The sequence below is a fragment of the Streptomyces sp. SAI-127 genome, from assembly GCF_029894425.1.
Taxonomy (GTDB): domain Bacteria; phylum Actinomycetota; class Actinomycetes; order Streptomycetales; family Streptomycetaceae; genus Streptomyces.
Genome location: NZ_JARXYJ010000001.1, coordinates 5,734,582 through 5,756,680, shown reverse-complemented (window position 1 = coordinate 5,756,680; position 22,099 = coordinate 5,734,582). Strand labels below are relative to the sequence as shown.

Below are 22,099 nucleotides of genomic sequence, written 5' to 3'. Positions count from 1 at the left end.
TAAGGTTGGCGTTCATGACGTCGGCTGTGAGTGTGCGTGGGCTCTGGAAGCGGTTCGGACAGCAGGTTGCTGTCGCCGGGATTGATCTCGAACTGCCCGCCGGGAAGTTCATCGGGCTTGTCGGGCCCAACGGGGCCGGGAAGACCACCACTCTCTCCATGGTCACCGGGCTGCTCCGCCCCGATCAGGGGTCTGTCGAGATCGTCGGGCAGGACGTGTGGCGGGACCCGGTGAACGTCAAGGCGCGGATCGGGGTCCTGCCCGAGGGGCTTCGGCTGTTCGAGCGGCTGTCGGGTCGTGAACTGCTCGCTTACTCCGGCCGGTTGCGGGGGCTGCCCGGGGCCGAGGTCGACCGGCGGGCCGCTCAGCTGCTCGACGTGCTCGATCTGGCGGGGGCCCAGCACAAACTGGTCGTCGACTACTCGACCGGGATGCGGAAGAAGATCGGGCTCGCGGCGGCCCTGCTCCACAACCCCGAAGTGCTGTTTCTCGACGAGCCGTTCGAGGGCGTCGACCCCGTCTCCGCGCAGACCATCCGGGGCGTGCTGGAGCGGTACACGGCCTCCGGCGCCACCGTCGTCTTCTCCTCGCACGTGATGGAGCTCGTGGAGTCCCTGTGCGACTGGGTGGCCGTCATGGCCGCCGGTCGCATCCGCGCCCACGGGACGCTCGACGAGGTGCGCGGCGGCGCGCCCTCACTGCAACGGGCCTTCCTCGAACTGGTCGGCGCACAGGGGCAGGACACCGGCGCACACCTCGACTGGCTGGGCGGCGGGGCCCGATGACCGGAAACATCACCCCGGTCGTCGTACGGCTGAAGCTGTCGCTGCTCAGGAACGGCCTGCGGCAGTCCGGCGGGCGGCGGGCCGCCTACATCGCCTCGGCCGTCGCCGTACTCCTCTTCTCCGTCCTGCAACTGCTCGGCCTCATCGCCCTGCGCGGCAACGAGCACGCCGCCTCCGTCGTCGTCCCGCTGGTCGCTCTGCTGGCGGTCGGCTGGGCCGTGATGCCGCTGTTCTTCCCCGGCGGCGACGAGACCCTCGACCCGACCCGCCTGGTGATGCTGCCGCTGCAGCCCCGGCCCCTCGTACGGGCGCTGCTGGTGGCCTCGCTGGTCGGTATCGGGCCGGTGTTCACGCTCTGCATGCTCGTCGGATCCGTCGTCTCGGTCGCGCACGGCGCGCCGGCGTACGTCGTCTCGGTGATCGGTGTCGCGCTCGCACTGCTGGTCTGCGTGGCCCTCGCGCGGACCGTCGCCGTGGCCAACATCCGGCTGCTGACCAGCCGCAAGGGCCGTGACCTGGCGGTGCTGAGCGGACTGGTCATCGCGGTCGGCGCACAGGTCGTGAACTTCGGTGCGCAGCGGCTCGGTTCGGGCGGACTGGGGCAGCTGGACGGGCCGGCCGAGGTACTGAAGTGGATCCCGCCCGCCTCGGCGATCGGGGCGGTCGATTCGGCCAGCGAAGGGTCGTACGGGGTCGCCCTCCTGCAACTGGCCCTGTCGGCCGCCGCGTTGATCGGTCTGCTCGCCCTCTGGTCCCGCCATCTGACCCGCTTGATGACCTCCCCCGACGGCTCCACCCTCCCCTCCTCCCAGGGGGCCGCCCGTGAGCGGACCTCGACGGGGCTCGCCCGGCTGCTGCCGGCCGGCCGCACGGGCACCGTCATGGAACGCAGCCTGCGCTATGTGTGGCGCGACCCCAAGACCAAGGCCGCATGGGTGACTTCGCTGGCCATCGGGCTGATCGTGCCTGTGTTCAACGCGGTGCAGGGCACGGGGTCCATCTATTTCGCGTGCTTCGCCGCGGGAATGCTCGGCGTGCAGATGTACAACCAGTTCGGGCAGGACACCTCCGCGTTCTGGATGGTAGCGATGACCATCTCCTCGACGCGGGACGCCTACGTCGAACTGCGGGGGCGGGCGCTGGCGTTGCTGGTGATCACATTGCCTTACGCCACCCTCGTCACGGTTGTGACGACCGCGCTGATCGACGACTGGCCGAAGCTGCCCGAGGTGCTCGGCGTGTCCTTCGCGCTGCTCGGGGCGATGCTGGCGACCGGGGCGTGGACGTCGGCGCGCTTTCCGTACTCGATTCCGCAGGAGGGCTACAAGAACGTGGCCCCGGGACAGTCCGGTCTCGCCGCTGCCGCCGTCGTCGGGGGGATGGTCTCGGCCGCCCTGCTGTGCGCTCCCGTGATCGCCCTGACGATCTGGGCCAACCTCAGCGCGGACGGCGACGAGTGGAGCTGGGTACTGCTGCCGATCGGCGCGGTGTACGGCACCGCGATCACCCTGGCGGGACTACGCCTGGCGGCCCCGCGAACGGCACGTCAGCTGCCGGAGATCCTCGTGGCGGTCAGCAAGGCCTGACGGATCGGCGGGGTGGCCGGGGCCGGTGTCGGACCCCCTGTCTAGAGTGCCCTGTGCGACTCCTGTGAGTGTGGACCGGGAAGGTCGCGAAGGGGATCAGGGGATCAGGGGATCAGGGGCAAGGGGGCTTATTCATGAACGGTGTTCGAAGATCCGTCGGAACGGGGCTGTGCGGGGCGGTACTGATCGCGTCCGTGCTGCTCGCGCCTTCAGCCGGGGCGACTCCCTCGGCCGGGGCGGCTTCTTCGGCCGGGGCGCCTCGGGCGACGGCCGGCACAGGGACGGTCCGCGCTCAACAGGGCGCCGAGGGCATCGAGTTGGGCAACGGCGATCGTGTGGACGTGGTCGACGGCCGGAACCTCCACATCACCGCGGCGGACCGCGCGGAGCGGACCCGTTACTCGGTCGCGTCGCTCGACGGCCGGGTCTCCGTGCGGCCGAGCGCCGAGCGCGCGGCGGACCGGGCACCGGCGAGCCTCGCAGTGCAGCCGGCCGCGACCACCACCACCGCTTCCGCGGCCGCGGCGACGTACCCCGTCAAGCTGACGATCACGCACGCGAGCGTGGCGAGCAAGCTGTTCTCCGTCTGGAACCGCAAGACCTGGACGTCGTACCCGGTCAACAGCGACGCGTACGGGCCGACGTCCAGCGTCAAGCTGCCGCCGGGCGACTACTTCGCGGTGGCACTGCACTCCGACTGGCTCCAGCCGAGCTATCTGCTCGCCCAGTCCTTCACGGTCGGCTCGGCCGCCCGGACGGTGAACTTCGACCAGCGAGCCGCCAAGGAGACCGGCATCCGCACCGACGACACCACCGCCACCCGGCAGTCCGCGGCGGTCTGGCTGAGCGTGCCGGGCGGTGACCTGGCGGGCTTCGCCGGCTCCGACGACGCCAAGGTGTACGTCACGCCGTTCACCATGCCGGGCGTCTCGCTGCGCATCCACGACGTCCTGGCGAAGAAGGGCTCCTCGGCGAACGTCCCGAGCCCCTACCGCTACGACCTCACCCACAGCTTCACCACCACCGTGCCGACCTCTCCGGTCAAGAAGGTCACCCAGGCATCCCTGGCCAGGACCGTCACCCAGGTCGGCGCCCCCGGCGCCCGCACGACCGCCGTCCTCCAGTCGGTGCCCTCCTTCGGCGAGTGGACCGGCGTCTACATCGGCACCGCCGTGCCGGTGGCCGGCTCCGTCACCGAGTACGTCACCCCGGGCGTCGAGTACGGCCGGATCCTGGACTACGGCACCTTCGACCAGTACCTCAACCTGGCCCCCCGCACCCTGCCCGCGGGCACCAGTGCGGGCGAGACGCTGGGAGCGGCCCCGCTCCAGCCCGTGCTCGGAGAGGGCACCGGCTCGGAGCTCTACAACCACAGGTTCTACCTGGACGAGGGAAGCGCGTTCGGTGACGCCGACGGCCACCAGGGAACCGACGGCCGCGCGCGGTCCTCGTACCGGGTGACGGGCGAGGACGGCGTCGTCTACGCCGACGGTTCCGGCATCGACGCGTACCACTCGCTGAGCTCCTCGGCGCTGCCGGCGCGGGAGCAGTCGTACACCCTGCAGCAGACCGTGCACCGCCGGGTGCCGTACGCGAGGCTGGCCACGGACGTGCGCAACACGTGGACGTTCCGCTCCAGCAGCACCTCCGTTGGTGTCGCCGGGCGGGCGCTCCCGCTCATCGACGCCCAGATGAAGGTCCTGGGCCTCGACGCCTCGGGCCGGGCCGCCGCCGGGACCGTGCGGGTCGCCGCGACCGCGACCACTCGCAACGCCGACGCGGACACCGCGCACACCCGCGTCACCGGTCTCGCCGCCTCCACCGACGGCGGCACGACCTGGACCGACCTGCCGCTCGCGGCGGACGGTTCGGCGCCGTACGCCGTCCCGGCCGGCGCCACCTACGTCACCCTGCGCGTCACCGCCGTCGACGACCAGGGCGGCAGCCTCGACCGCACCCTCGTGCGGGCCTTCGCGGGCCCCGCCCGGCAGGGCGACGAGACGGTCGGCTCGACCCGGATCTCCCACGTCGTCGTCAACGGCGGCAAGCCGGTCCGGCTCCACGACCAGCCGCTCCAGGAGTTCACGGCGAAGTTCACCGCCACCGACCCGTCCGGCATCGCGAGCGGCGACATGTACCTGTACAAGGGGTCGTACGACGCCCCGAGCGCGGTCCTCTACGCCACCTGGCCCGCGTCCTGCGTCAAGGTCGACGCGACGGAGGCGACCTGCACGGCCCAGTTCGCCTACATCCAGCCCCGCTGGATCTTCGGGCGCAACGCCCTCGCCGGCACCTGGAACGCGGCCGCCTGGGCCGAGTCCGCCGACGGCGCCGGGTACACCGACCGGCACGCGGTGAAGTCGGTGCCGGTGCTGCGGGACGCGGCCCTCACGGTCAACGCCTCCCCGGAGCCCGTCGCCAAGAACAAGACCCTCACCGTCACCGGGAAGCTCTCCCGTGCCGACTGGGAGACCCTCGGCGGCTTCCACGGGTACGTGGGCCAGAAGGTCCGACTGCAGTTCCGCAAGAAGGGCGCGACCACGTACACGACCGTGAAGACGGTCACGACGGACAGCACCGGAAACCTGAAGACCACGGTCAAGGCGACCACCGACGGCTACTGGCGCTACAGCTTCGCGGGCAGCACCACGACCGCGACCGCCACGGCCGGCGGCGACTACATCGACGTGCGCTGATCCTTCCGGCCCCCGGCGGACATGGTCCGCCGGGGGTTTCGCGTCCGCCAGGCATACGAAGGCACTCGCCTCACGGCCCTGCCGTGCGTCAGCCGGTGTTCCCGCCGTCCAGGCCGTCCAGGCCGTCCAGGCCGTCCAGGAAGGGCTCTATGGCGGCCCGCCATGCCTCCGGCTGGTCGTAGTGGACGAGGTGGCCGGCGTCGGCGACCTCGGCGTACTCACCGCGGGGCAGGACGCGGACCATCTCCTGGGCCTCGGCGCGGCCCAGTTCGCCGTCGAGGCCGCGGACGACCAGGGCGGGGCACCTGACCTGGGTGAGTTCCTCCCAGTGGGCGTCGTAGACCCAGGTCTCGCGGGAGGACAGCATCTGCTCGGGCTCGAAGACGGGACGCCAGCCGTCGGGGGACTCGGCCATCACCTCGGCATAGAACTCGCCGCGCGCCGGGTTGGGCCTCTCCACCCAGGGGTCGTCCTCGCCGAACCACTTGCGGACGTCGGCGAGCGTGGCGAAGGGGACGGGCCAGGCCTTGAACCACTCGCCCCACTCCCGCTGCGAGGCGGCGCCGAGCGCGGAGGCCCGCATGTCGCAGATGATCACCCCGCGGACCAGGTCGGGCCGCCGCGCGGCGAGCTGCCAGGCGGTCAGGGCGCCCATGGCATGGCCGATCAGGACGGTCGGGGCGAGATCGAGCTGTTCGAGGGCGGCCTCGGCGTCCTCGACGTACGCGTCACGGGTGAAAGCGGCCCGAGGGGGCTTGTCGCTCTGGCCGTGACCGCGCTGGTCGAGCGCGACGGCGCGGTAGCGCTCGGAGAGCCAGCGGGCGGTGGACGCCCAGTGCGAGGCTCGGCCCATCAGGCCGTGGAGTAACAGCACCCCGGGTGGTCGTTTCTCCGGGGCTGGGAGTTCCCTCGCCGGATCAGCCGGGTCGGTCTTGGGAGGGTCACCGAACTCCCAGGCCGCAAGACGTACGCCGCCCGCCCCGGTCACGTCGATGCGCCGCGCCATTGGCACCCCCCTAGCTCCGCTCGGACCGCCCGCCCCGCTCGAGCCGCCCTGTGAACCGTGTCCTGACTGCCGTGCCTGTCCTGTCTGCCGTTGCCGTGCCGTACATCTCTGCAGCGCACATCCCGTGCGTCCCGTCACTCCCAGATTATCGAATACGCATTCGAAGATGGGCCCTCGGAACGGCAACACCCCTCGTTCGAGTGACCTCGTTCAAGGAATGATCGCCGCCGCCGAGGGGAGATCTTCAGCGGGAGGCGGACCGCTCGGGGAAATCGGTCCGAGGGGAATGACCCTGAGAGCTCGGGGCTCCGGGTCAGCACAGGGGAGGACCGGCCCCGGCACCGAAAGGCGCCGGGGCCATCCATACGTCTACGGCACATCCGCCCGCCCCCTCAGGTCATATGCCCCACGCGACAGCCTCGCACGGGAAGCGTCGAAGCGCTGCGATTCCGCACATTGAATCCTGGCTTCGGCGACCCCCGGAAAGAGGCTCAGGAAAGCCACAACTGCCCCACAGGACCCGGCAATTGAGCCACCCGGCGGCCGTCAGCGCTTGGCCACGAACACATGCGAGGCAACGTCCGACTCCAGCTCGGCGGCCTCGCCTCCGCTGCCCACCAGCACCCCGCCCGCCGACTCCGTCACGCTCACCACCGAACCGGGCTGCACACCCGCCCGACGCAGCGTGTACATCAACTGCGCGTCCGTCTGGATCGGCTCACCGATACGGCGCACGACGACCGTCTTGCCGTCGAGACCCGGGTCCAGCTCGGCCAGCGACACCATGCCCTCGTCCAGGAACGGATCGGCGCCGTCCTTCTCGCCCAGCTCCTCCAGACCCGGGATCGGATTGCCGTACGGCGACTCGGTGGGGTGGCGCAGCAGCTCCAGCACCCGGCGCTCCACCGCCTCGCTCATCACATGCTCCCAGCGACACGCCTCCGCGTGGACCTGCTCCCACTCCAGGCCGATCACATCGACCAGCAGACACTCCGCGAGCCGGTGCTTGCGCATCACGCGTGTGGCCAGCCGCCGGCCCTCGTCCGTCAGCTCCAGATGCCGGTCACTGGCGACCGACACCAGCCCGTCGCGCTCCATCCGCGCCACGGTCTGGCTGACCGTCGGCCCGCTCTGGTCGAGCCGCTCGGCGATCCGGGCGCGCATGGGGACCACACCTTCCTCCTCCAGCTCGAGGATGGTGCGGAGATACATCTCCGTGGTGTCGATCAGTCCGGACATACGTGCCCCTTGATGAGATTGCCGGAAGCACGACAGCTTCCCGGCTCGTGCGCTGGCCCTGGCATCAATTCTGCCGGATACCACTGACAAGCGTGCCGCGCCGGGGAAACCAAGCGGTTACGACCAGGCGCGCGGCCGTATTGACATCCCACTGGTCCAGACCGCACGGTGATCCGCGACACGGCGACGAAGGGTTGGACGACGCATGGGCGAGACGGGCTCCGCGAGCGCTGACGACAAGCTGTCCGGGCAGTTCTTCGACGCCGCGATCGAGCTGCTGCGACGGGTCCGGGACGAGGAGGCCGAGTCCGTCGCGACAGCCGGTGAACTCCTCGCCGACACCGTCGCCACCGGGGGCCGCCTCTTCGCCTTCGGCGCCGGACACTCCTCGCTCGCCGCGCAGGACCTCGTCTACCGGGCCGGCGGACTCGCCCTCATGAACCTGCTGACCGTGCCCGGGGTCGTGGGCGTCGACGTCATGCCGGCCACCCTCGGCTCCGCCCTGGAACGCGTCGACGGCCTCGCGAGCGCCGTCCTGAGCTGCTCGCCCCTCCGAGCGGGCGACGCCCTCGTGATCATCTCCCTCTCCGGCCGCAACGCGCTCCCCGTGGAAATGGCCCTGGCCGCACGCTCGCTGGGCGTGAAGGTCATCGGCGTCACGTCGGTCGCCTACACGACTCAGACGAAGCCCCGCCACAGCTCCGGCACCTTCCTCAAGGACCACTGCGACGTCGTCCTCGACTCCAAGATCGCCGTCGGCGACGCGGAACTCTCCCTGGACACCATCCCGGCCCCCTTCGCCCCCGCCTCCACGGTCGTGACCTCGGCGCTGCTCCAGGCGGTGATGGCGACGGCGGCCGGCGCACTGGCGGAGCGGGGGATCGAGCCACCGCTGCTGCGGTCGGGCAACGTGGACGGCGGGCTGGAATGGAACGACCGGGTGTTCGAGGAGTACGGGGACCGGATCTTCTACCGGCAGTAGGCAGAACGCAGACGACCCGCGAGCTCTGGTCCCTTGGCCTTGCGGCGAGGGAGCCGGCCGGACGTACCGGCGAGCTCGCGGGTCGGGTGACTGCGTTGAATTGGCCGGCTGCGTGCATCTCGTACACGCGGGTCCGGCACCGCACTGAATGTGGTGGCAGGCCGCTAGCCCGCAGCCACCTCGCGCGTCCGGGTTTCAGTCATTTACCCGATCACCTCCCTTCATGCGTAGACCACACCCTAGGAAGCGGCCGGGCATCGATCAACCGATTTTCCGGGATGTTGACTGAGTCGTTGATACGGCCGTCCGGTGTCGTGTTTCTGTGCTGTGTGCGATTAGCGTTCCGTGCATGACAACGGGACGAGCGATCATGAGTGGTTCCTCCTTCGAGGAACACATCGGGTACGCGCGCGCCGTGGTCGACGGGGACTGGGTGCACGTGTCCGGGACGACCGGGTTCGACGACTTCGGGCCTTGCTGGCCGGTGCTGCGCCGTCACTTCGGCGATGTCCGGCCGGCCGCCACGATGCTCGTGTGCGGCCTCGCCGATCCCCGGATGAAGATCGAGACAGAGGTGTACGCGCGGAAGGACAGAGGTGTACGCGCGGAAGGGAAGTGGTGACCGTGACTGATCTGCGGATCGAGCCCGTCGTCGGGGACGGCATGCTCGAGCAGTGGCGGTATGTGCACAACGTGATCGTTCCGCCGGCCGCCATGAGCGCCGAAGACGCACGCGCGCGTGGCCGGCGGTATCGGTTGGAGAACGCGTATCTCGGGGACACGCTCGTGGGCTGCTCGACCGTGCGGCCCCCACAAGGAGACGACGCCGTGGCGACCGTCATCGCGCGCGTGCTGCCCGATTACCGGGGGCGGGGTTTCGGGGCCGCTCTGTACGAGAAGGGTCTTGATCATGCGCGGGTGCTCGGCGCCAGGATGATCGAGACATGTGTGCTGGCCGTCAATGGGGACGGCGTGCGGTTCGCGCTGGCGCGCGGGTTCGTCGAGGTCGACCGGTATGTGCTGGACGGCGAGAGCGACGAGTGGGTCGACCTGCGGCTGGAGCCGGACCGGAGGGCTGTTTAGGGGATGCGGAGCGTTTCCGGCGTACAACGATTTCCTTCAATCTTGCGGGAACCAGGTGTGTGCTGCGTCACGTTCGAGTTGAATGATTGTTAGTGAGTGAAGCAGCCGGCAGGGGGTCCAGGTGAGTGCTTCCCGGCGTAGTGGGACCACCGACGAGCTGGGGCCGGACGGGCCCGGGCCGGACGGTCCGGAGGGCTCGGACGGCGGCTCGGATCTGCTCGCCGCGCTCCTCGACGGGATGGACGCGGCACTGTGTGCCTTCGACGCGGACGGTGTCGTCACCCATTGGAATCGTGAGGCCGAGCGGATCCTCGGCTGGACCGCGGCCGAGGCCGTGGGGCGGCACGGGTTCGCGGGGTGGGCGGTACGGCGGGCGGACGCCGAGGAGGTCGAGGGGCGGCTGATGTCCGCCATGCAGGCGCTCGGGCGGCAGGTGCACGAGTTCGCGTTGCTGACCAAGGACGGCGGCCGGGTGCTCGTACGCACCCAGTCGGCGGCCGTACGCGGGCCCGACGGGGAGCCGGCCGGGGTGTACTGCGCCTTCAGCGAGGTGCACACGCAGATCGATCTGGAGCGGTCGATCGCGCTGAGCGAGGCGCTGTTCGAGGACGCCTCGTGGGGTGTCGTGCTCGTCGACGCCGATCTGCGGCCCGCCGTGGTCAACGCGCACGCGGCCCGGTCGCTGGGCATCGGGCGTACGTCCGTGCTGGGGCGGCCCCTCGGGGAGCTCCTCGCGCAGGGCGTGGAGGAGCTGGAGAGCGCACTGACCCATGTGCTGGCCGAGGGCGCGCCACCGGCGCCGGCCGAGATCTGGGTGGGGGTGCGGACCCCGGACGGTGAGAAGCGGCGCTGCTGGCGCTGCGGGTTCGTACGGCTGGCCTCGCCGCTCGCGGAGGAGCCGGTGCCGTTGGGTGTCGGCTGGCTGTTCCAGGACGTCACCGAGGCCAAGCAGGGCGAGCAGGAGGCCTCGTTGCTGCGGTTCCGGACGAACCAGCTGCATCGAGCGGCCCGGGCGGCCGCGGAGTGCGAGGATCCGGTCGAGGCTGCCGTCGTACATCTGGACTTCGCCCTTGCGGGGTTCGCCGACCACGCGTTGATCGACCGGGTGTCCGGGGGCGCGGTGGCCGATGGCGAGGAGACCGGTCCGGCCCGTCTCGTGCGGGTCGCCGCGACGCCGTCGGGGGCACCGGGGCCGAGTCTGCAGGCGTCGGGTGCGGCCGGGTTGCCCGTGCGGTACGGGGAGGGGCATCCGGCGTTGCAGTGCGTGGACCGGATCGGTTCGGTGCGGGCGAGTGTGGGGTCGGTGTCGGGTGAGCGGGCCCGTGAGTGGGCGGTGGCCCGGCAGTGGCCTCCGGATGTGGTGCACGCGTTGTGCGCGGTGCTGCGGAGCCGGGGGCGGACGCTCGGGGTCGTGACGTTCCTGCGGGGGTCCGGGAGGGGGCAGTTCGAGCGGGGCGACGCGGTGTATGCGGAGGACGTGGCGGTCCGGATCGCTGCGGCGCTGGATCTGGGCGGGGTGGTGGGGCGGGCGTAGGGCTGCGTCGAGCCGCTTCTTCAGGGGCTCAGCCGCTCCACTCGCCAGCTTCCGTCCGTCTCCGCCACGTACCGCAGCCGGTCGTGGAGGCGGTTCTCGCGGCCCTGCCAGAATTCGATCTTCTCCGGCGCCACTCGGAAGCCGCCCCAGTTCGGGGGGACGGGGACCTGTGCGCCCTCGGGGTAGCGGGCGGCCAGTTCGGCGTAGGCGGTGTCGACCTGGTCGCGTGTGTCGATGACGGAGGACTGGGCGCTGGCCCAGGCGCCGAGTTGGGAGCCGTGGGGGCGGGTGCGGAAGTAGGCGGCGGTCTCGTCGCGGCCGGTGCGGCGGGCGAGGCCGGTGACGATGACCTGGCGGCCCATGGGGTGCCAGGGGAAGAGCAGGCAGACGTACGGGTTCTGTGCGAGGTCCCTCGCCTTGCGGGAGTCGTAGTTCGTGTAGAAGACGAAGCCCCGTTCGTCGAACTGCTTGAGGAGCACCGTGCGGGAGCTGGGGCGGCCCTCGGCGTCCGCGGTGGAGACGATCATGGCGTTCGGCTCGAAGAGGTGCGCCTCGGTGGCCGCCTGCTTGAACCAGCGCGCGAACTGTTCGACGGGGGTGGCGGCCAGGTCGGTCTCGGCGAGACCCTCCGTGCGGTACTGCTGGCGCATGGAGGCGGGGTCCGGGGCGGCGGCGTCTGCTGCGTCGGTCACGCGGTCATCTTGCCGTACGGACGACTCGACCACCGATGGTGGCACTGAGTGCCGCAGAGACTCCCCAAAGGTGGCACTCGGGGATATCGTGGCGTCATCCGTCGTACACATCATGAGGAGCCGCCTGATGTCCGACTTCGACCCCGGCTTTGTCCCTGGCCTCGAAGGAGTCGTCGCGTTCGAGACGGAGATCGCCGAACCGGACAAGGAGGGCGGCGCGCTGCGGTACCGGGGCGTCGACATCGAGGATCTGGTCGGCCATGTCTCGTTCGGCAACGTGTGGGGGCTGCTGGTCGACGGCGCCTTCAATCCCGGTCTGCCGCCCGCCGAGCCGTTCCCGATCCCGGTGCACTCCGGGGACATCCGCGTGGACGTCCAGTCGGCGCTCGCCATGCTCGCCCCGGTGTGGGGGCTCAAGCCGCTGCTCGACATCGATGCCGGTCAGGCGCGTGCCGACCTGGCCCGGGCCGCCGTGATGGCCCTGTCCTACGTCGCCCAGTCCGCGCGGGGGCAGGGGCTGCCGATGGTGCCGCAGCGGGAGATCGACAAGGCGCAGTCCGTCGTCGAGCGGTTCATGATCCGCTGGCGGGGGGAGCCGGACCCCAAGCATGTGGCCGCCGTGGACGCCTACTGGACGTCGGCCGCGGAGCACGGGATGAACGCGTCGACGTTCACCGCGCGCGTGATCGCCTCCACGGGGGCCGATGTCGCCGCCGCGCTCTCCGGGGCCGTGGGTGCCATGTCCGGGCCGCTGCACGGCGGGGCGCCCTCCCGGGTGCTCGGGATGATCGAGGAGATCGAGCGGACCGGGGACGCCGAGGCGTACGTCAGGCAGGCGCTGGACCGGGGTGAGCGGCTGATGGGGTTCGGGCACCGGGTGTACCGGGCCGAGGATCCCCGCGCGCGTGTGCTGCGGCGTACCGCGCGGGAGCTGGGGGCGCCGCGGTTCGAGATCGCGGAGGCGCTGGAGAAGGCGGCGCTGGCGGAGCTGCACGCGCGGCGGCCGGACCGGGTGCTGGCGACGAACGTGGAGTTCTGGGCGGCCATCGTGCTCGACTTCGCGGAGGTGCCGGCGCACATGTTCACGTCGATGTTCACGTGTGCGCGTACGGCGGGGTGGTCGGCGCACATTCTCGAGCAGAAGCGGACGGGGCGGCTGGTGCGGCCTTCCGCGCGCTATGTGGGGCCCGCGGCGCGGGATCCCCGGGACATCGAGGGGTACGGAGACATCGCCGACTAGAGCGCCTCGTTCAGCAGTCCCGCCCACTGCTCCACCACACGGTCCCGTCTGGCCGCGTCGTCCGTGAGGAGGTTGGCCAGGCCCAGGCCTCTTGCCATGTCCAGGAGGCCCTGGACCGTTTCGCGGACTCCCGGGCGGGACTCGTCCGCGCCGAGCAGGTCCACCGCGATCCGGTGGGTCTCCCGGCCTACGCGCGCCTCCAGTTCGGTGACCTGGGGGCGCAGTTGCTCCTCGTTGGAGGCGGCGACCCAGAGGTGGAGGGCGGCGCGGAACAGCGGGCCGGTGTAGAGGTCCACGAGGGCTGAGATCACCGCGCGCCGGTCTTCCGCCGCGCCCTGCGGGAACAGGGCGCGCAGGGCCGTGGAACGCTCTTCTGCCACGTATTCGACCGCCGCCGTGAAGAGGTCCTCCCTGGTCGGGAAGTGGTGCTGGGCGGCGCCTCGGGAGACGCCGGCGCGTTCGGCGACGACGGTGACCGTGGAGCCGGCCCAGCCGTGTTCGGCGAGGCAGGCCACGGCGGCTTCGAGGAGGCGCTGCCGGGTGGCCCGGCTGCGGTCCTGCTTGGGTACGCGTTCGGCCCGGTCGCCGATCGTGGTCACACCGCCCATGAGGGATCCCGTCGTTCCAGGAAGGCCGTCATGCCCTCGCGCGCGTGCGGTGAGGCGAACAGCCGGGCCGAGAGCGCGGTCAGGTGGGCCGCGTCCCGGTCGAAGGTCTCCAGCACCCTAGCCGTGAGCAGCCGTTTCGTCTCGGCCAGGGCCTCGGGGGCGGCCCGGCGCAGACCGTCCAGGATCGGTTCGAGTACGGCGTCCACGTCGTCGCCCGCCGTCGTGACCAGGCCGATGCGGGCCGCCTCGGCGGCGTCGAAGCGCTCGCCGGTGAGGTAGTGGCGGGCGAGGGCGCGGGGGTCGGTGCGGGGCAGCAGCGTCAGTGAGATGACCGCGGGGGCGAGCCCGATCCGTACCTCGGTGAAGGCGAAGGTCGACTCGGTGGACGCGGCCGCGATGTCGCAGGCGGCGAGGAGGCCGAGGCCGCCCGCGCGGACGTGTCCGGTGACGCGTGCGACGACCGGTTTGCCGAGTTCCACGATCTGCCGCAGGAGCGCGACCAGGGCGGCCGGGTCCGGGGGGTCCTTCAGATCGGCGCCCGCCGAGAAGGTGTTGCCGGTGTGGGTGAGGACGATCGCGCGCACGGCGTCGTCCTTGGCGCAGTCCGCCAGGCTGGAGGCCAGCTCCCCCACCAGCGCCGCCGACAGGGCGTTGCGGTTGTGCGGGGAGTCGAGGGTGAGGGTTTCGATGCCACGCGCGCGTGTGCGGCCGATCGGTGTCATGCGCGCTCCCTGAGCTGTCGTCGGAGGATCTTGCCGGAGGCGGCCCGGGGCACCGCGTCGATGAAGGTGACCTGGCGGACGCGTTTGTAGGGGGCGACGCGCTCGGCGACGTACATCATGACCTCGCTCTCGGAGAGCTCGGTGGCGGTCGGCCGGCGGACGACGAAGGCCTGTGGGACCTCGTTGCCGTCGTCGTTGTAGACGCCGATGACGGCCGCGTCGGCGATCTGGGGGTGGGTGAGCAGGAGGGCCTCCAGTTCGGCGGGGGCCACCTGGAAGCCCTTGTACTTGATCAGCTCCTTGACCCGGTCGACGACGAACAGCCAGCCGTCGGCGTCGGCATGGCCCACGTCACCGGTGTGCAGCCAGCCGTCGGGGTCGATCATCGCGGCGGTGTCGTCGGGGCGGCCGAGGTAGCCCTTCATGATCTGCGGGCCGCGGATCAGGATCTCGCCGGGTTCGCCGACGTCGAGGTCCTTGTCGGGGTCGTCGAGGGAGACGATCCGCATCTCGGTGCCGGCGATGAGCTTGCCCACCGTCCCGGGGGGTGCCTCGCGCATGGCGGACAGGGGGACGACGTGGGTGCCGGGCGAGAGTTCCGTCATGCCGTAGGCCTGGCCGATGGGAGGAAGGCCGAGCCGGGCCGAACAGGCGGCGGCGAGCCGGGCGTCCAGGGGGGCGGCGGCGCTGACGATGTAGCGCAGGGACGACAGGTCGTAGTGCTCCACAAGTGGGTGCTTGGCGAGGGCGAGGACGATCGGCGGGGCCACGTACAGGCCGGTGATGCGGTGGTTCTGGATCGCCGCGAGGAAGGTCTCCAGGTCGAAGCGGGGCAGGACGACGACGGAGGCGCCTTGGCGCAGGGGCGCGTTCATCAGGGCGGTGAGGCCGTAAATGTGAAAAAAGGGAAGAACCGCCAGGATACGGTCATCGGGGCCCGCCCCCATCAGCGGTTCGAGCTGGGCGAGGTTGGTGGCGATCTGCCGGTGGGTGAGCATCACGCCCTTGGGGGTGCCGGTGGTGCCCGAGGAGTACGGCAGTGCCGCCACGTCCGTCACCGGGTCGATGGCGAGGTCCGGCTCGGGGGCCGTCGAGGACAGCATGTCGATCAGGGAACGGTGACCGGGCGCGCTGTCGCAGACGAAGATCTCCCGTACCCCGCCCGCGAGTTCGGCGGCCCGCCGTGCCGTCTCCAGGAGTGGGGAGACGGTGACGATCCAGCGGGCCGCGGAGTCACTGAGCTGCTTGGCGAACTCCTCCGGCGTGGCGAGCGGGTGCACGGTCGTGACGGAGGCACCCGCGCGCGTGGCGGCGTAGAACGCGGCCGGGAAGGCGATCGTGTTGGGGCTGTGCAGCGCGAGCACGTCCCCCTTGGCGACGCCCGCCTCCGCGAGACCGGCGGCGACCCGGCGGTGGAACCGGTCGAGCTGTCCGTAGGTGAGGGTGGCGCCGTCGGTCCCGTCGATCAGGGCGGGCGCGTCCCCGAACTCGGCGGCCCGGGCGAGGACCGCGTCGTGGATGGGGAGTTCGACGGGTGGGACGTCTGCGTACTCGCTGCGGAACACGGTTCCTCCAAGAGCGCCTAATACGACTTGGGCAGGCCCAGGGTCTGGTGGGAGACGTAGTTGAGAATCATCTCCCTGCTCACCGGTGCGATACGAGCCACGCGCGCGGCCGTTATCAACGAGGCGAGCCCGAACTCACGGGTGAGTCCGTTGCCGCCGAGGGTGTGGACCGCCTGGTCCACCGCCTTCACACAGGCCTCCCCCGCGGCGTACTTCGCCATGTTGGCGGCCTCTCCCGCGGCCACGTCGTCTCCCGCGTCGTAGAGGTGGGCGGCCTTCTGCATCATCAGGCGGGCGAGTTCGAGGTCGATGTGAGCCTGGGCGAGGGGGTGGGCGATGGCCTGGTGGGCGCCGATGGGGGTGTTCCAGACCGTGCGGTCCCTGGCGTAGGTGATCGCCTGCGAGAGGGCGTAGCGGCCCATGCCGATCGCGAAGGCGGCCGTCATGATGCGTTCGGGGTTGAGGCCGGCGAAGAGCTGGAGAAGGCCCGCGTCCTCGTCGCCCACGAGGGCCTCGGCGGGGAGGCGTACGTCGTCGAGGGTCAGCTCGAACTGCTTCTCCGCCGCCTGGAGTTCCATGTCCATCTGTCGGCGCGTGAAGCCTTCGGCGTCTCGGGGGACGATGAAGAGGCAGGGCTTGAGGCGGCCGGTGCGGGAGTCCTCCGCGCGGCCGACTATGAGGGTGGCGTCGGCTATGTCCACGCCGGAGATGAAGACCTTGCGGCCGGTGAGCAGCCAGTCGGCTCCGTCGCGGTGGGCCGTGGTGGTGATGCGGTGGGAGTTGGAACCGGCGTCCGGCTCGGTGATACCGAAGGCCATGGTGCGGGTGCCGTCGGCGAGGGCGGGGAGCCACTCCTGTTTCTGGGCTTCCGTGCCGAAGCGGGCGATCACTGTGCCGCAGATGGCGGGAGACACGACCATCATGAGGAGGGGGCAGCCGGCTGCGCCCAACTCTTCCAGGACTATGGAGAGTTCCGCGATCCCGCCGCCTCCGCCTCCGTACTCCTCGGGGAGGTTGACGCCGAGATAGCCGAGCTTGGCTGCTTCGGACCACAGGGTTTCTCGGTCGAAGGTGCGGCCGTGGCGTTTGCCCAGGGCGGCTACTGCTTCACGTAGGGACTTGTGCTCATCGGTTTCGATCGTGGGCATGTGGCTCCTTCGTTGTTCGCCCCTGGGTGGGTTGGACTACTGCCAGCAGTTCACCGACCGTCACCTGCTGGCCAGGCGATGCGTGAAGCTCACTCAGCGTTCCTGCTGCCGGTGCCGTGATCTTGTGTTCCATCTTCATCGCCTCCAGCCACAGGAGCGGCCGGCCCGCTTCCACGGCGGATCCCTTTGTCAGGCCGTCCGCAACCCGTACGACCGTTCCCGGCATGGGGGCCAGCAAGGAGCCCGGGGCGAGCTGGGCCGTCGGGTCCGGGAAGCGGGGCAGAGCCGTCAGGGCTGTGCCCCCCACGTACACCCGGTCGCCGTACCTCGCCACCTCGAACTTCCTCTGTATGCCGTCCACTTCCAGGACGACGAGAGCCGCGTCGACGTGGACCACCCGCACCCCGTCCGCCTCCAGGCCCTCCCTCGTGTGCCGGTAGTGGACCTCGTGCTCCTCCCCCGCCACCGCGTACCGCTTCGTCTGCGGGGCCGAGTGCAGGTTGCGCCAGCCGCCGAAGCGGGAGCGGCCTGCCGCGTCCGCGAGAGCCGCCGCGAGGGGGGCGTAGGGGTCGGGGTGCGGCTCGGTGAGTTCGGGCAGGTGACGGTCGTAGAAGCCCGTGTCCATGCGGGCCGTCGTGAACTCCTTGTGGCGCAGGGAGTCCACCAGCAGGTCCCGGTTCGTGGTCGGGCCGTGGATCGTCGCCCTTTCCAGGGCGCCCGCCAGTTTGCGGACCGCCTCCGCGCGCGTGGGGGCGTACGCGACGACCTTCGCGAGCATCGGGTCGTAGTGGACGCCGATGTCGTCGCCGTTCTCGTAGCCCGTGTCCAGGCGGACGGACGGAGGGATCGAGAGCTGGTGCAGGGTGCCGGTCTGGGGGGTCCAGTCCCGCGAGGGGTCCTCGGCGTAGAGGCGCGCCTCGACGGCGTGGCCACGCGCGCGTGGGGGCTCGTCGGGCAGCGGGGCCCCTTCGGCGACGCGGATCTGTTCCGCCACCAGGTCGATGCCGAACACCGCCTCCGTCACCGGGTGTTCGACCTGGAGGCGGGTGTTCATCTCCAGGAAGTGCGCCTTGGTGCCGGAGACCAGGAACTCGACCGTGCCCGCGCCCACGTAGTCCACCGCGCGGGCCGCTCGTACCGCCAGCTCGTGCAGTTCCTCCCTGAGGTCCTCCGGGAGTCCGGGGGCCGGGGCCTCCTCGATCACCTTCTGGTGGCGGCGCTGGAGGGAGCAGTCGCGGGTACCGAGGGCCCACACCGTGCCGTGGGTGTCGGCGAGGATCTGGGCCTCGACATGGCGGCCGTCCTCGACGTACGGCTCGACGAAGACCTCGCCGTCGCCGAAGGCGCTCGCGGCCTCGGCGCGTGCGCTCTCCAGGGCGGCGGCCAGGTCCTCGATACGGCGGACGACGCGCATTCCGCGGCCTCCGCCGCCCGCGGCCGCTTTCACCAGCACCGGCAGATCGGCCGGCGTCACGTCCTCCAGGGGTGCCAGCCCCATCAGTTCCTTCGCACGCGTCTTGGACGCCATCGCCTCGATCGCGGACGGCGGCGGTCCGATCCAGACCAGGCCCGCGTCCAGGACCGCCCGCGCGAAGTCGGCGTTCTCGGAGAGGAAGCCGTAGCCGGGGTGCACGGCGTCGGCGCCGGAGGCGATCGCCGCCTTCACGATCAGGTCGGCGCGCAGGTAGGTGTCGGCGGGGGCCGCTCCCGGGAGTCGTACGGCCGCGTCCGCCACGCGCGTGTGGAGGGCATTCGCGTCCGGGTCCGAGTGCACCGCGATGGTTCGGATTCCCAACTCACCGCAGGTGCGGAAGATCCGGCAGGCGATCTCGCCCCGGTTGGCGACGAGCACAGAAGTGATCACTGAAGGGTTCCTCACATCCGGAAGACGCCGAAGCCGCCGCGTGCGCCCTCGTAGGGCGCGGTGTGGATCGCGGACAGGCACATTCCCAGTACGGTCCGGGTGTCGCGGGGGTCGATGACGCCGTCGTCGTAGAGCCGCCCGGACAGGAACATGGGCAGCGACTCGGACTCGATCTGCTGCTCCACCATGGCGCGCAGGGCGGCGTCGCCCTCTTCGTCGTACGGCAGTCCCTTCGCGGCCGCCGACTGGCGGGCGACGATGGAGAGCACGCCGGCGAGCTGCTGGGGGCCCATCACGGCCGACTTGGCGCTGGGCCAGGCGAAGAGGAAACGGGGGTCGTAGGCGCGGCCGCACATGCCGTAGTGGCCGGCCCCGTAGGAGGCACCCATGAGGACCGAGAGGTGCGGGACCTTCGAGTTGCTCACCGCGTTGATCATCATCGCGCCGTGCTTGATGATGCCGCCCTGTTCGTACTCCTTGCCGACCATGTAGCCGGTGGTGTTGTGCAGGAAGAGCAGCGGGATGTCGCGTTGGTTGGCCAGCTGGATGAACTGGGCCGCCTTCTGGGACTCCTCGGAGAACAGGACGCCCTGGGCGTTCGCCAGGACGCCCACCGGATAGCCGTGCAGCTCGGCCCAGCCGGTCGCCAGGCTCGTCCCGTACAGGGGCTTGAACTCGTCGAAGTCGGATGCGTCGACGATCCGGGCGATCACCTCGCGCGGGTCGAAGGGGGTGCGGAGGTCGCCGGGGACGATGCCGAGGAGCTCGTCGGCGTCGTACTTGGGCGGCTCGGCGGGGACCGGATCGCCGTACGCCTTGCGGTGGTTGAGCCGGGCCACGACCCGCCGTGCCTGTCTGAGCGCGTCCTGCTCGTCCACGGCGAAGTAGTCCGCGAGGCCCGACACGCGCGCGTGCATCTCGGCGCCGCCGAGGGACTCGTCGTCGCTCTCCTCGCCGGTGGCCATCTTCACGAGGGGCGGACCGCCGAGGAACACCTTGGCCCGCTCCTTGACCATGATCACGTGGTCGGACATGCCGGGGACGTAGGCGCCGCCGGCCGTGGAGTTGCCGAAGACGACGGCGACAGTGGGGATTCCGGCGGCCGACAGCCGGGTCAGGTCCCGGAAGATGGCACCCCCGGGGATGAAGATCTCCTTCTGGGAGGGGAGGTCCGCGCCGCCCGACTCCACCAGGCTGATGCAGGGCAGCCGGTTGGCTAGGGCGATGTCGTTGGCGCGCAGGGCCTTCTTCAGCGACCAGGGGTTGCTGGCGCCGCCGCGCACGGTCGGGTCGTTCGCGGTGATCAGGCACTCCACGCCCTCGACGACCCCGATGCCGGTGACGAGGGAGGCGCCGACCGTGTACTCGCTGCCCCAGGCGGCGAGCGGCGACAGCTCCAGGAAGGGGGTGTCCGGGTCGAGGAGCAGCTCGATGCGCTCGCGGGCGAGCAGCTTGCCGCGGCCCCGGTGCCGCTCGACGTACTTCTCACCGCCGCCCGCGAGAGCCTTCGCATGCTCGGCGGTCAGCTGTTCCAGCTTGGCGAGCATGGCCTCGCGGTGGGCGAGGTAGTCCGCACCTGCCGTGTCCAGGCCGGAGTCGATGACGGTCACAACAGGGCCTCCGGGATGTCCAGGTGGCGGGAGCGCAGCCATTCGCCGAGGGCTTTGGCCTGCGGGTCGAAGCGGTGCTGGGCGGCGACGCCCTCGCCGAGGATGCCCTCGACGACGAAGTTCAGGGCGCGGAGCTGGGGCAGGGTGTGCCGTGTGGCGATCAAGTCGGCAGTCTCCGGGAGGAGTTCGCGCAGGCGGTCGACGGTGAGGGTGTGGGCGAGCCATCGCCAGGCCTCGTCCGTCCGGGCCCAGACCCCGATGTTGGCGTTGCCGCCCTTGTCGCCGCTGCGGGCGCCCGCGATCAGACCGAGGGGGGCCCGGCGGGTGGGGCCTTCCGGCAGCGGTTCGGGGGTGGGTGGCGTCGGGGGATCGTCGAGTACGGCGGTCTCCTGAGCCGGTGCCACAGGGAGCCGTCGCCCGTCATGGAGGACGGCCACATGGTCCACGGCCCCATGGGGGACGTACACATCCTCGAAGACCCCATAGGGCGAGCCCTTCCCTGGTGGCGCCAGCACATGGAACCCGGGGTAGCTCGCCAGGGCCAGTTCTACGGCGGCTCCGCTGAGCGCGCGTCCGACGATCTCCTGGTTCGCGTCCCGGACGACCAGTCGCAGCAGGGCGCTGGCGGTTTCCTCCGTCGCGGCGTCCGGGCGGTCCGTGCGGACCAGGTCCCAGCGCACCTCGGCGGCTTTGGCGAGGGCCGGTTCCATCTGCTCCCGCACCAGCGCGGCCTTGGCCTCGATGTCCAGGCCGGTCAGGACGAAGGCGACCTCGTTGCGGAAGCCGCCGAGCCGGTTGAGGCCGACCTTGAGGGTGGGGGGCGGGGCCTCGCCGCGTACGCCGGAGATCCGGACCCGGTCGGGGCCGTCCTGGGTGAGCCGGACCGTGTCGAGCCGTGCGGTGACGTCGGGGCCCGCGTACCGGGCGCCCTGCGTCTCGTACAGCAGCTGGGCCGTCACCGCGCCGACGTCCACGAAGCCGCCGGTGCCGGGGTGTTTGGTGATGACGGCGGTGCCGTCCTCGTGGAGTTCGGCGAGGGGGAAGCCGGGGCGGCGGACGTCTCCCTCCTGGAAGAAGGAGTAGTTCCCGCCGGTCGCCTGAGTGCCGCACTCCAATACGTGTCCGGCGACGACGGCTCCCGCGAGCCGGTCGTAGTCCGCCGGTCCCCAGCCGAAGTGGGCGGCGGCGGGCCCGGTGACCAGGGCCGCGTCCGTCACCCGGCCGGTCACGACGACGTCCGCGCCCTCCCGCAGACAGGCCGCGATGCCGAAGCCGCCGAGGTAGGCGTGGGCGGCGAGGCTGCCGGGGTGGAGGGGGGTGAGGTCGTCGCCCTCGACGTGCGCGACGCGCACCGGCAGGCCGAGTCGGTCGGCCAACTCCCTTGTCCGGTCGGCGAGTCCGGACGGGTTGAGCCCGCCCGCGTTGGCGACGATCCGCACACCCCGCTCGTGTGCGAGGCCGAGGCACTCCTCGAGTTGGCGCAGGAAGGTGCGGGCGTATCCGGCCCCGGGGTCCTTCAGCCGGTCGCGGCCCAGGATGAGCATGGTCAGCTCGGCGAGGTAGTCGCCGGTGAGCACGTCGAGTTCACCGCCGGTGAGCATCTCGCGCATCGCGTCGAAGCGGTCGCCGTAGAAGCCGGAGGCGTTGCCGATACGGAGGGTCATCCGGCAACTCCCCCTGCCGGGTCGCCGGGAGGCGTTCCCCTTGCCGGATCACCGGAGGACGTCCCCTCCGCCGGA

18 protein-coding genes are annotated in these 22,099 nt (G+C 71.0%); 8 read left to right on the top strand and 10 right to left on the bottom strand.

What is annotated here, in order from left to right:
* The first annotated feature begins 14 nt into the window (after positions 1–14).
* The 3 genes from M2157_RS26440 to M2157_RS26430 all read left to right on the top strand — a co-directional run bounded on the left by M2157_RS26440 (position 15) and on the right by M2157_RS26430 (position 5,067).
* Positions 15–785: an ABC transporter ATP-binding protein gene (locus tag M2157_RS26440; RefSeq protein ID WP_280858371.1), complete on the top strand. Its 771-nt coding sequence runs from the start codon at positions 15–17 to the stop codon at positions 783–785.
* On the top strand, positions 782–2,371 hold the full coding sequence (locus tag M2157_RS26435; RefSeq protein WP_280858372.1) for a transporter: 1,590 nt from the start codon (positions 782–784) through the stop codon (positions 2,369–2,371). The genes M2157_RS26440 and M2157_RS26435 overlap by 4 nt, the downstream gene beginning before the upstream one ends.
* Positions 2,372–2,505: 134 nt before the next feature.
* On the top strand, positions 2,506–5,067 hold the full coding sequence (locus M2157_RS26430; protein ID WP_280866369.1) for a hypothetical protein: 2,562 nt from the start codon (positions 2,506–2,508) through the stop codon (positions 5,065–5,067).
* A gap of 88 nt (positions 5,068–5,155) precedes the next feature.
* On the opposite strand, the gene M2157_RS26425 is transcribed toward M2157_RS26430, so the two are convergent.
* Together M2157_RS26425 and M2157_RS26420 are read right to left on the bottom strand one after the other, a co-directional pair.
* Positions 5,156–6,073 carry an alpha/beta hydrolase gene (locus M2157_RS26425; protein WP_280866368.1) on the bottom strand — a complete coding sequence of 306 codons (918 nt, stop codon included), beginning with the start codon at positions 6,071–6,073 and terminating at the stop codon, positions 5,156–5,158.
* Positions 6,074–6,619: 546 nt separating this feature from the next.
* A complete protein-coding gene (locus tag M2157_RS26420) occupies positions 6,620–7,312 on the bottom strand; it encodes a metal-dependent transcriptional regulator (RefSeq protein ID WP_057608532.1) in 693 nt (230 codons plus the stop codon).
* A gap of 205 nt (positions 7,313–7,517) precedes the next feature.
* On the opposite strand from M2157_RS26420, the gene M2157_RS26415 reads away from it, so the two are divergent.
* The 4 genes from M2157_RS26415 to M2157_RS26400 all read left to right on the top strand — a co-directional run bounded on the left by M2157_RS26415 (position 7,518) and on the right by M2157_RS26400 (position 10,911).
* Positions 7,518–8,294 (top strand): SIS domain-containing protein, encoded by a 777-nt coding sequence (locus M2157_RS26415; protein ID WP_280858375.1) that lies wholly within the window; start codon positions 7,518–7,520, stop codon positions 8,292–8,294.
* A 349-nt stretch (positions 8,295–8,643) separates the two neighbouring features.
* A complete protein-coding gene (locus M2157_RS26410) occupies positions 8,644–8,916 on the top strand; it encodes a hypothetical protein (RefSeq protein WP_280866367.1) in 273 nt (90 codons plus the stop codon).
* A 41-nt stretch (positions 8,917–8,957) separates the two neighbouring features.
* Complete coding sequence (locus tag M2157_RS26405) at positions 8,958–9,377, top strand: GNAT family N-acetyltransferase (protein ID WP_280868277.1); 420 nt, start codon at positions 8,958–8,960, stop codon at positions 9,375–9,377.
* A 121-nt stretch (positions 9,378–9,498) separates the two neighbouring features.
* Positions 9,499–10,911, top strand: a complete 1,413-nt coding sequence (locus M2157_RS26400; protein WP_280858376.1) for a PAS domain-containing protein — start codon at positions 9,499–9,501, stop codon at positions 10,909–10,911.
* A gap of 20 nt (positions 10,912–10,931) precedes the next feature.
* Here M2157_RS26400 and pdxH read toward each other — a convergent pair whose 3' ends face one another.
* Complete coding sequence (pdxH, locus tag M2157_RS26395) at positions 10,932–11,603, bottom strand: pyridoxamine 5'-phosphate oxidase (protein ID WP_280858377.1); 672 nt, start codon at positions 11,601–11,603, stop codon at positions 10,932–10,934.
* 127 nt (positions 11,604–11,730) lie between these two features.
* Between pdxH and M2157_RS26390 the strand changes: the two genes are divergently transcribed.
* Positions 11,731–12,843, top strand: a complete 1,113-nt coding sequence (locus M2157_RS26390; RefSeq protein WP_280858378.1) for a citrate synthase 2 — start codon at positions 11,731–11,733, stop codon at positions 12,841–12,843.
* On the opposite strand, the gene M2157_RS26385 is transcribed toward M2157_RS26390, so the two are convergent.
* From M2157_RS26385 to M2157_RS26355, 7 genes are read right to left on the bottom strand one after another with little or no spacing between them, the layout of a single operon-like run.
* On the bottom strand, positions 12,840–13,451 hold the full coding sequence (locus M2157_RS26385) for a TetR/AcrR family transcriptional regulator (protein WP_280858379.1): 612 nt from the start codon (positions 13,449–13,451) through the stop codon (positions 12,840–12,842). The two genes, M2157_RS26390 and M2157_RS26385, sit on opposite strands and share 4 nt — an antisense overlap.
* Positions 13,439–14,173, bottom strand: a complete 735-nt coding sequence (locus M2157_RS26380; RefSeq protein ID WP_280858380.1) for an enoyl-CoA hydratase family protein — start codon at positions 14,171–14,173, stop codon at positions 13,439–13,441. Before M2157_RS26380 ends, M2157_RS26385 begins: the two co-directional genes overlap by 13 nt.
* The gene (locus M2157_RS26375; protein ID WP_280858381.1) at positions 14,170–15,738 is read right to left on the bottom strand and encodes a 4-coumarate--CoA ligase family protein; all 1,569 of its coding nucleotides are present in this window, start codon (positions 15,736–15,738) and stop codon (positions 14,170–14,172) included. Before M2157_RS26375 ends, M2157_RS26380 begins: the two co-directional genes overlap by 4 nt.
* Positions 15,739–15,755: 17 nt before the next feature.
* Positions 15,756–16,886, bottom strand: a complete 1,131-nt coding sequence (locus M2157_RS26370; protein ID WP_280866366.1) for an acyl-CoA dehydrogenase family protein — start codon at positions 16,884–16,886, stop codon at positions 15,756–15,758.
* The gene (locus M2157_RS26365; protein WP_280866365.1) at positions 16,864–18,750 is read right to left on the bottom strand and encodes a biotin carboxylase N-terminal domain-containing protein; all 1,887 of its coding nucleotides are present in this window, start codon (positions 18,748–18,750) and stop codon (positions 16,864–16,866) included. Before M2157_RS26365 ends, M2157_RS26370 begins: the two co-directional genes overlap by 23 nt.
* Positions 18,751–18,761: 11 nt before the next feature.
* Positions 18,762–20,360 carry a carboxyl transferase domain-containing protein gene (locus M2157_RS26360; protein ID WP_280866364.1) on the bottom strand — a complete coding sequence of 533 codons (1,599 nt, stop codon included), beginning with the start codon at positions 20,358–20,360 and terminating at the stop codon, positions 18,762–18,764.
* The gene (locus M2157_RS26355; protein WP_280866363.1) at positions 20,357–22,024 is read right to left on the bottom strand and encodes a DUF1446 domain-containing protein; all 1,668 of its coding nucleotides are present in this window, start codon (positions 22,022–22,024) and stop codon (positions 20,357–20,359) included. Before M2157_RS26355 ends, M2157_RS26360 begins: the two co-directional genes overlap by 4 nt.
* Positions 22,025–22,099 lie beyond the last annotated feature (75 nt).

What these genes read in the sequence shown, in the direction of transcription:
- M2157_RS26380 (WP_280858380.1), bottom strand. Translation starts at nt 14,173, where the DNA reads ATGACACCGATCGGCCGCACACGCGCGCGTGGCATCGAAACCCTCACC.
- M2157_RS26425 (WP_280866368.1), bottom strand. Translation starts at nt 6,073, where the DNA reads ATGGCGCGGCGCATCGACGTGACCGGGGCGGGCGGCGTACGTCTTGCG.
- M2157_RS26355 (WP_280866363.1), bottom strand. Translation starts at nt 22,024, where the DNA reads ATGACCCTCCGTATCGGCAACGCCTCCGGCTTCTACGGCGACCGCTTC.
- M2157_RS26390 (WP_280858378.1), top strand. Translation starts at nt 11,731, where the DNA reads ATGTCCGACTTCGACCCCGGCTTTGTCCCTGGCCTCGAAGGAGTCGTC.
- M2157_RS26440 (WP_280858371.1), top strand. Translation starts at nt 15, where the DNA reads ATGACGTCGGCTGTGAGTGTGCGTGGGCTCTGGAAGCGGTTCGGACAG.
- M2157_RS26405 (WP_280868277.1), top strand. Translation starts at nt 8,958, where the DNA reads ATGCTCGAGCAGTGGCGGTATGTGCACAACGTGATCGTTCCGCCGGCC.
- M2157_RS26430 (WP_280866369.1), top strand. Translation starts at nt 2,506, where the DNA reads ATGAACGGTGTTCGAAGATCCGTCGGAACGGGGCTGTGCGGGGCGGTA.
- M2157_RS26370 (WP_280866366.1), bottom strand. Translation starts at nt 16,886, where the DNA reads ATGCCCACGATCGAAACCGATGAGCACAAGTCCCTACGTGAAGCAGTA.
- M2157_RS26385 (WP_280858379.1), bottom strand. Translation starts at nt 13,451, where the DNA reads ATGGGCGGTGTGACCACGATCGGCGACCGGGCCGAACGCGTACCCAAG.
- M2157_RS26435 (WP_280858372.1), top strand. Translation starts at nt 782, where the DNA reads ATGACCGGAAACATCACCCCGGTCGTCGTACGGCTGAAGCTGTCGCTG.
- M2157_RS26420 (WP_057608532.1), bottom strand. Translation starts at nt 7,312, where the DNA reads ATGTCCGGACTGATCGACACCACGGAGATGTATCTCCGCACCATCCTC.
- M2157_RS26410 (WP_280866367.1), top strand. Translation starts at nt 8,644, where the DNA reads ATGACAACGGGACGAGCGATCATGAGTGGTTCCTCCTTCGAGGAACAC.
- M2157_RS26415 (WP_280858375.1), top strand. Translation starts at nt 7,518, where the DNA reads ATGGGCGAGACGGGCTCCGCGAGCGCTGACGACAAGCTGTCCGGGCAG.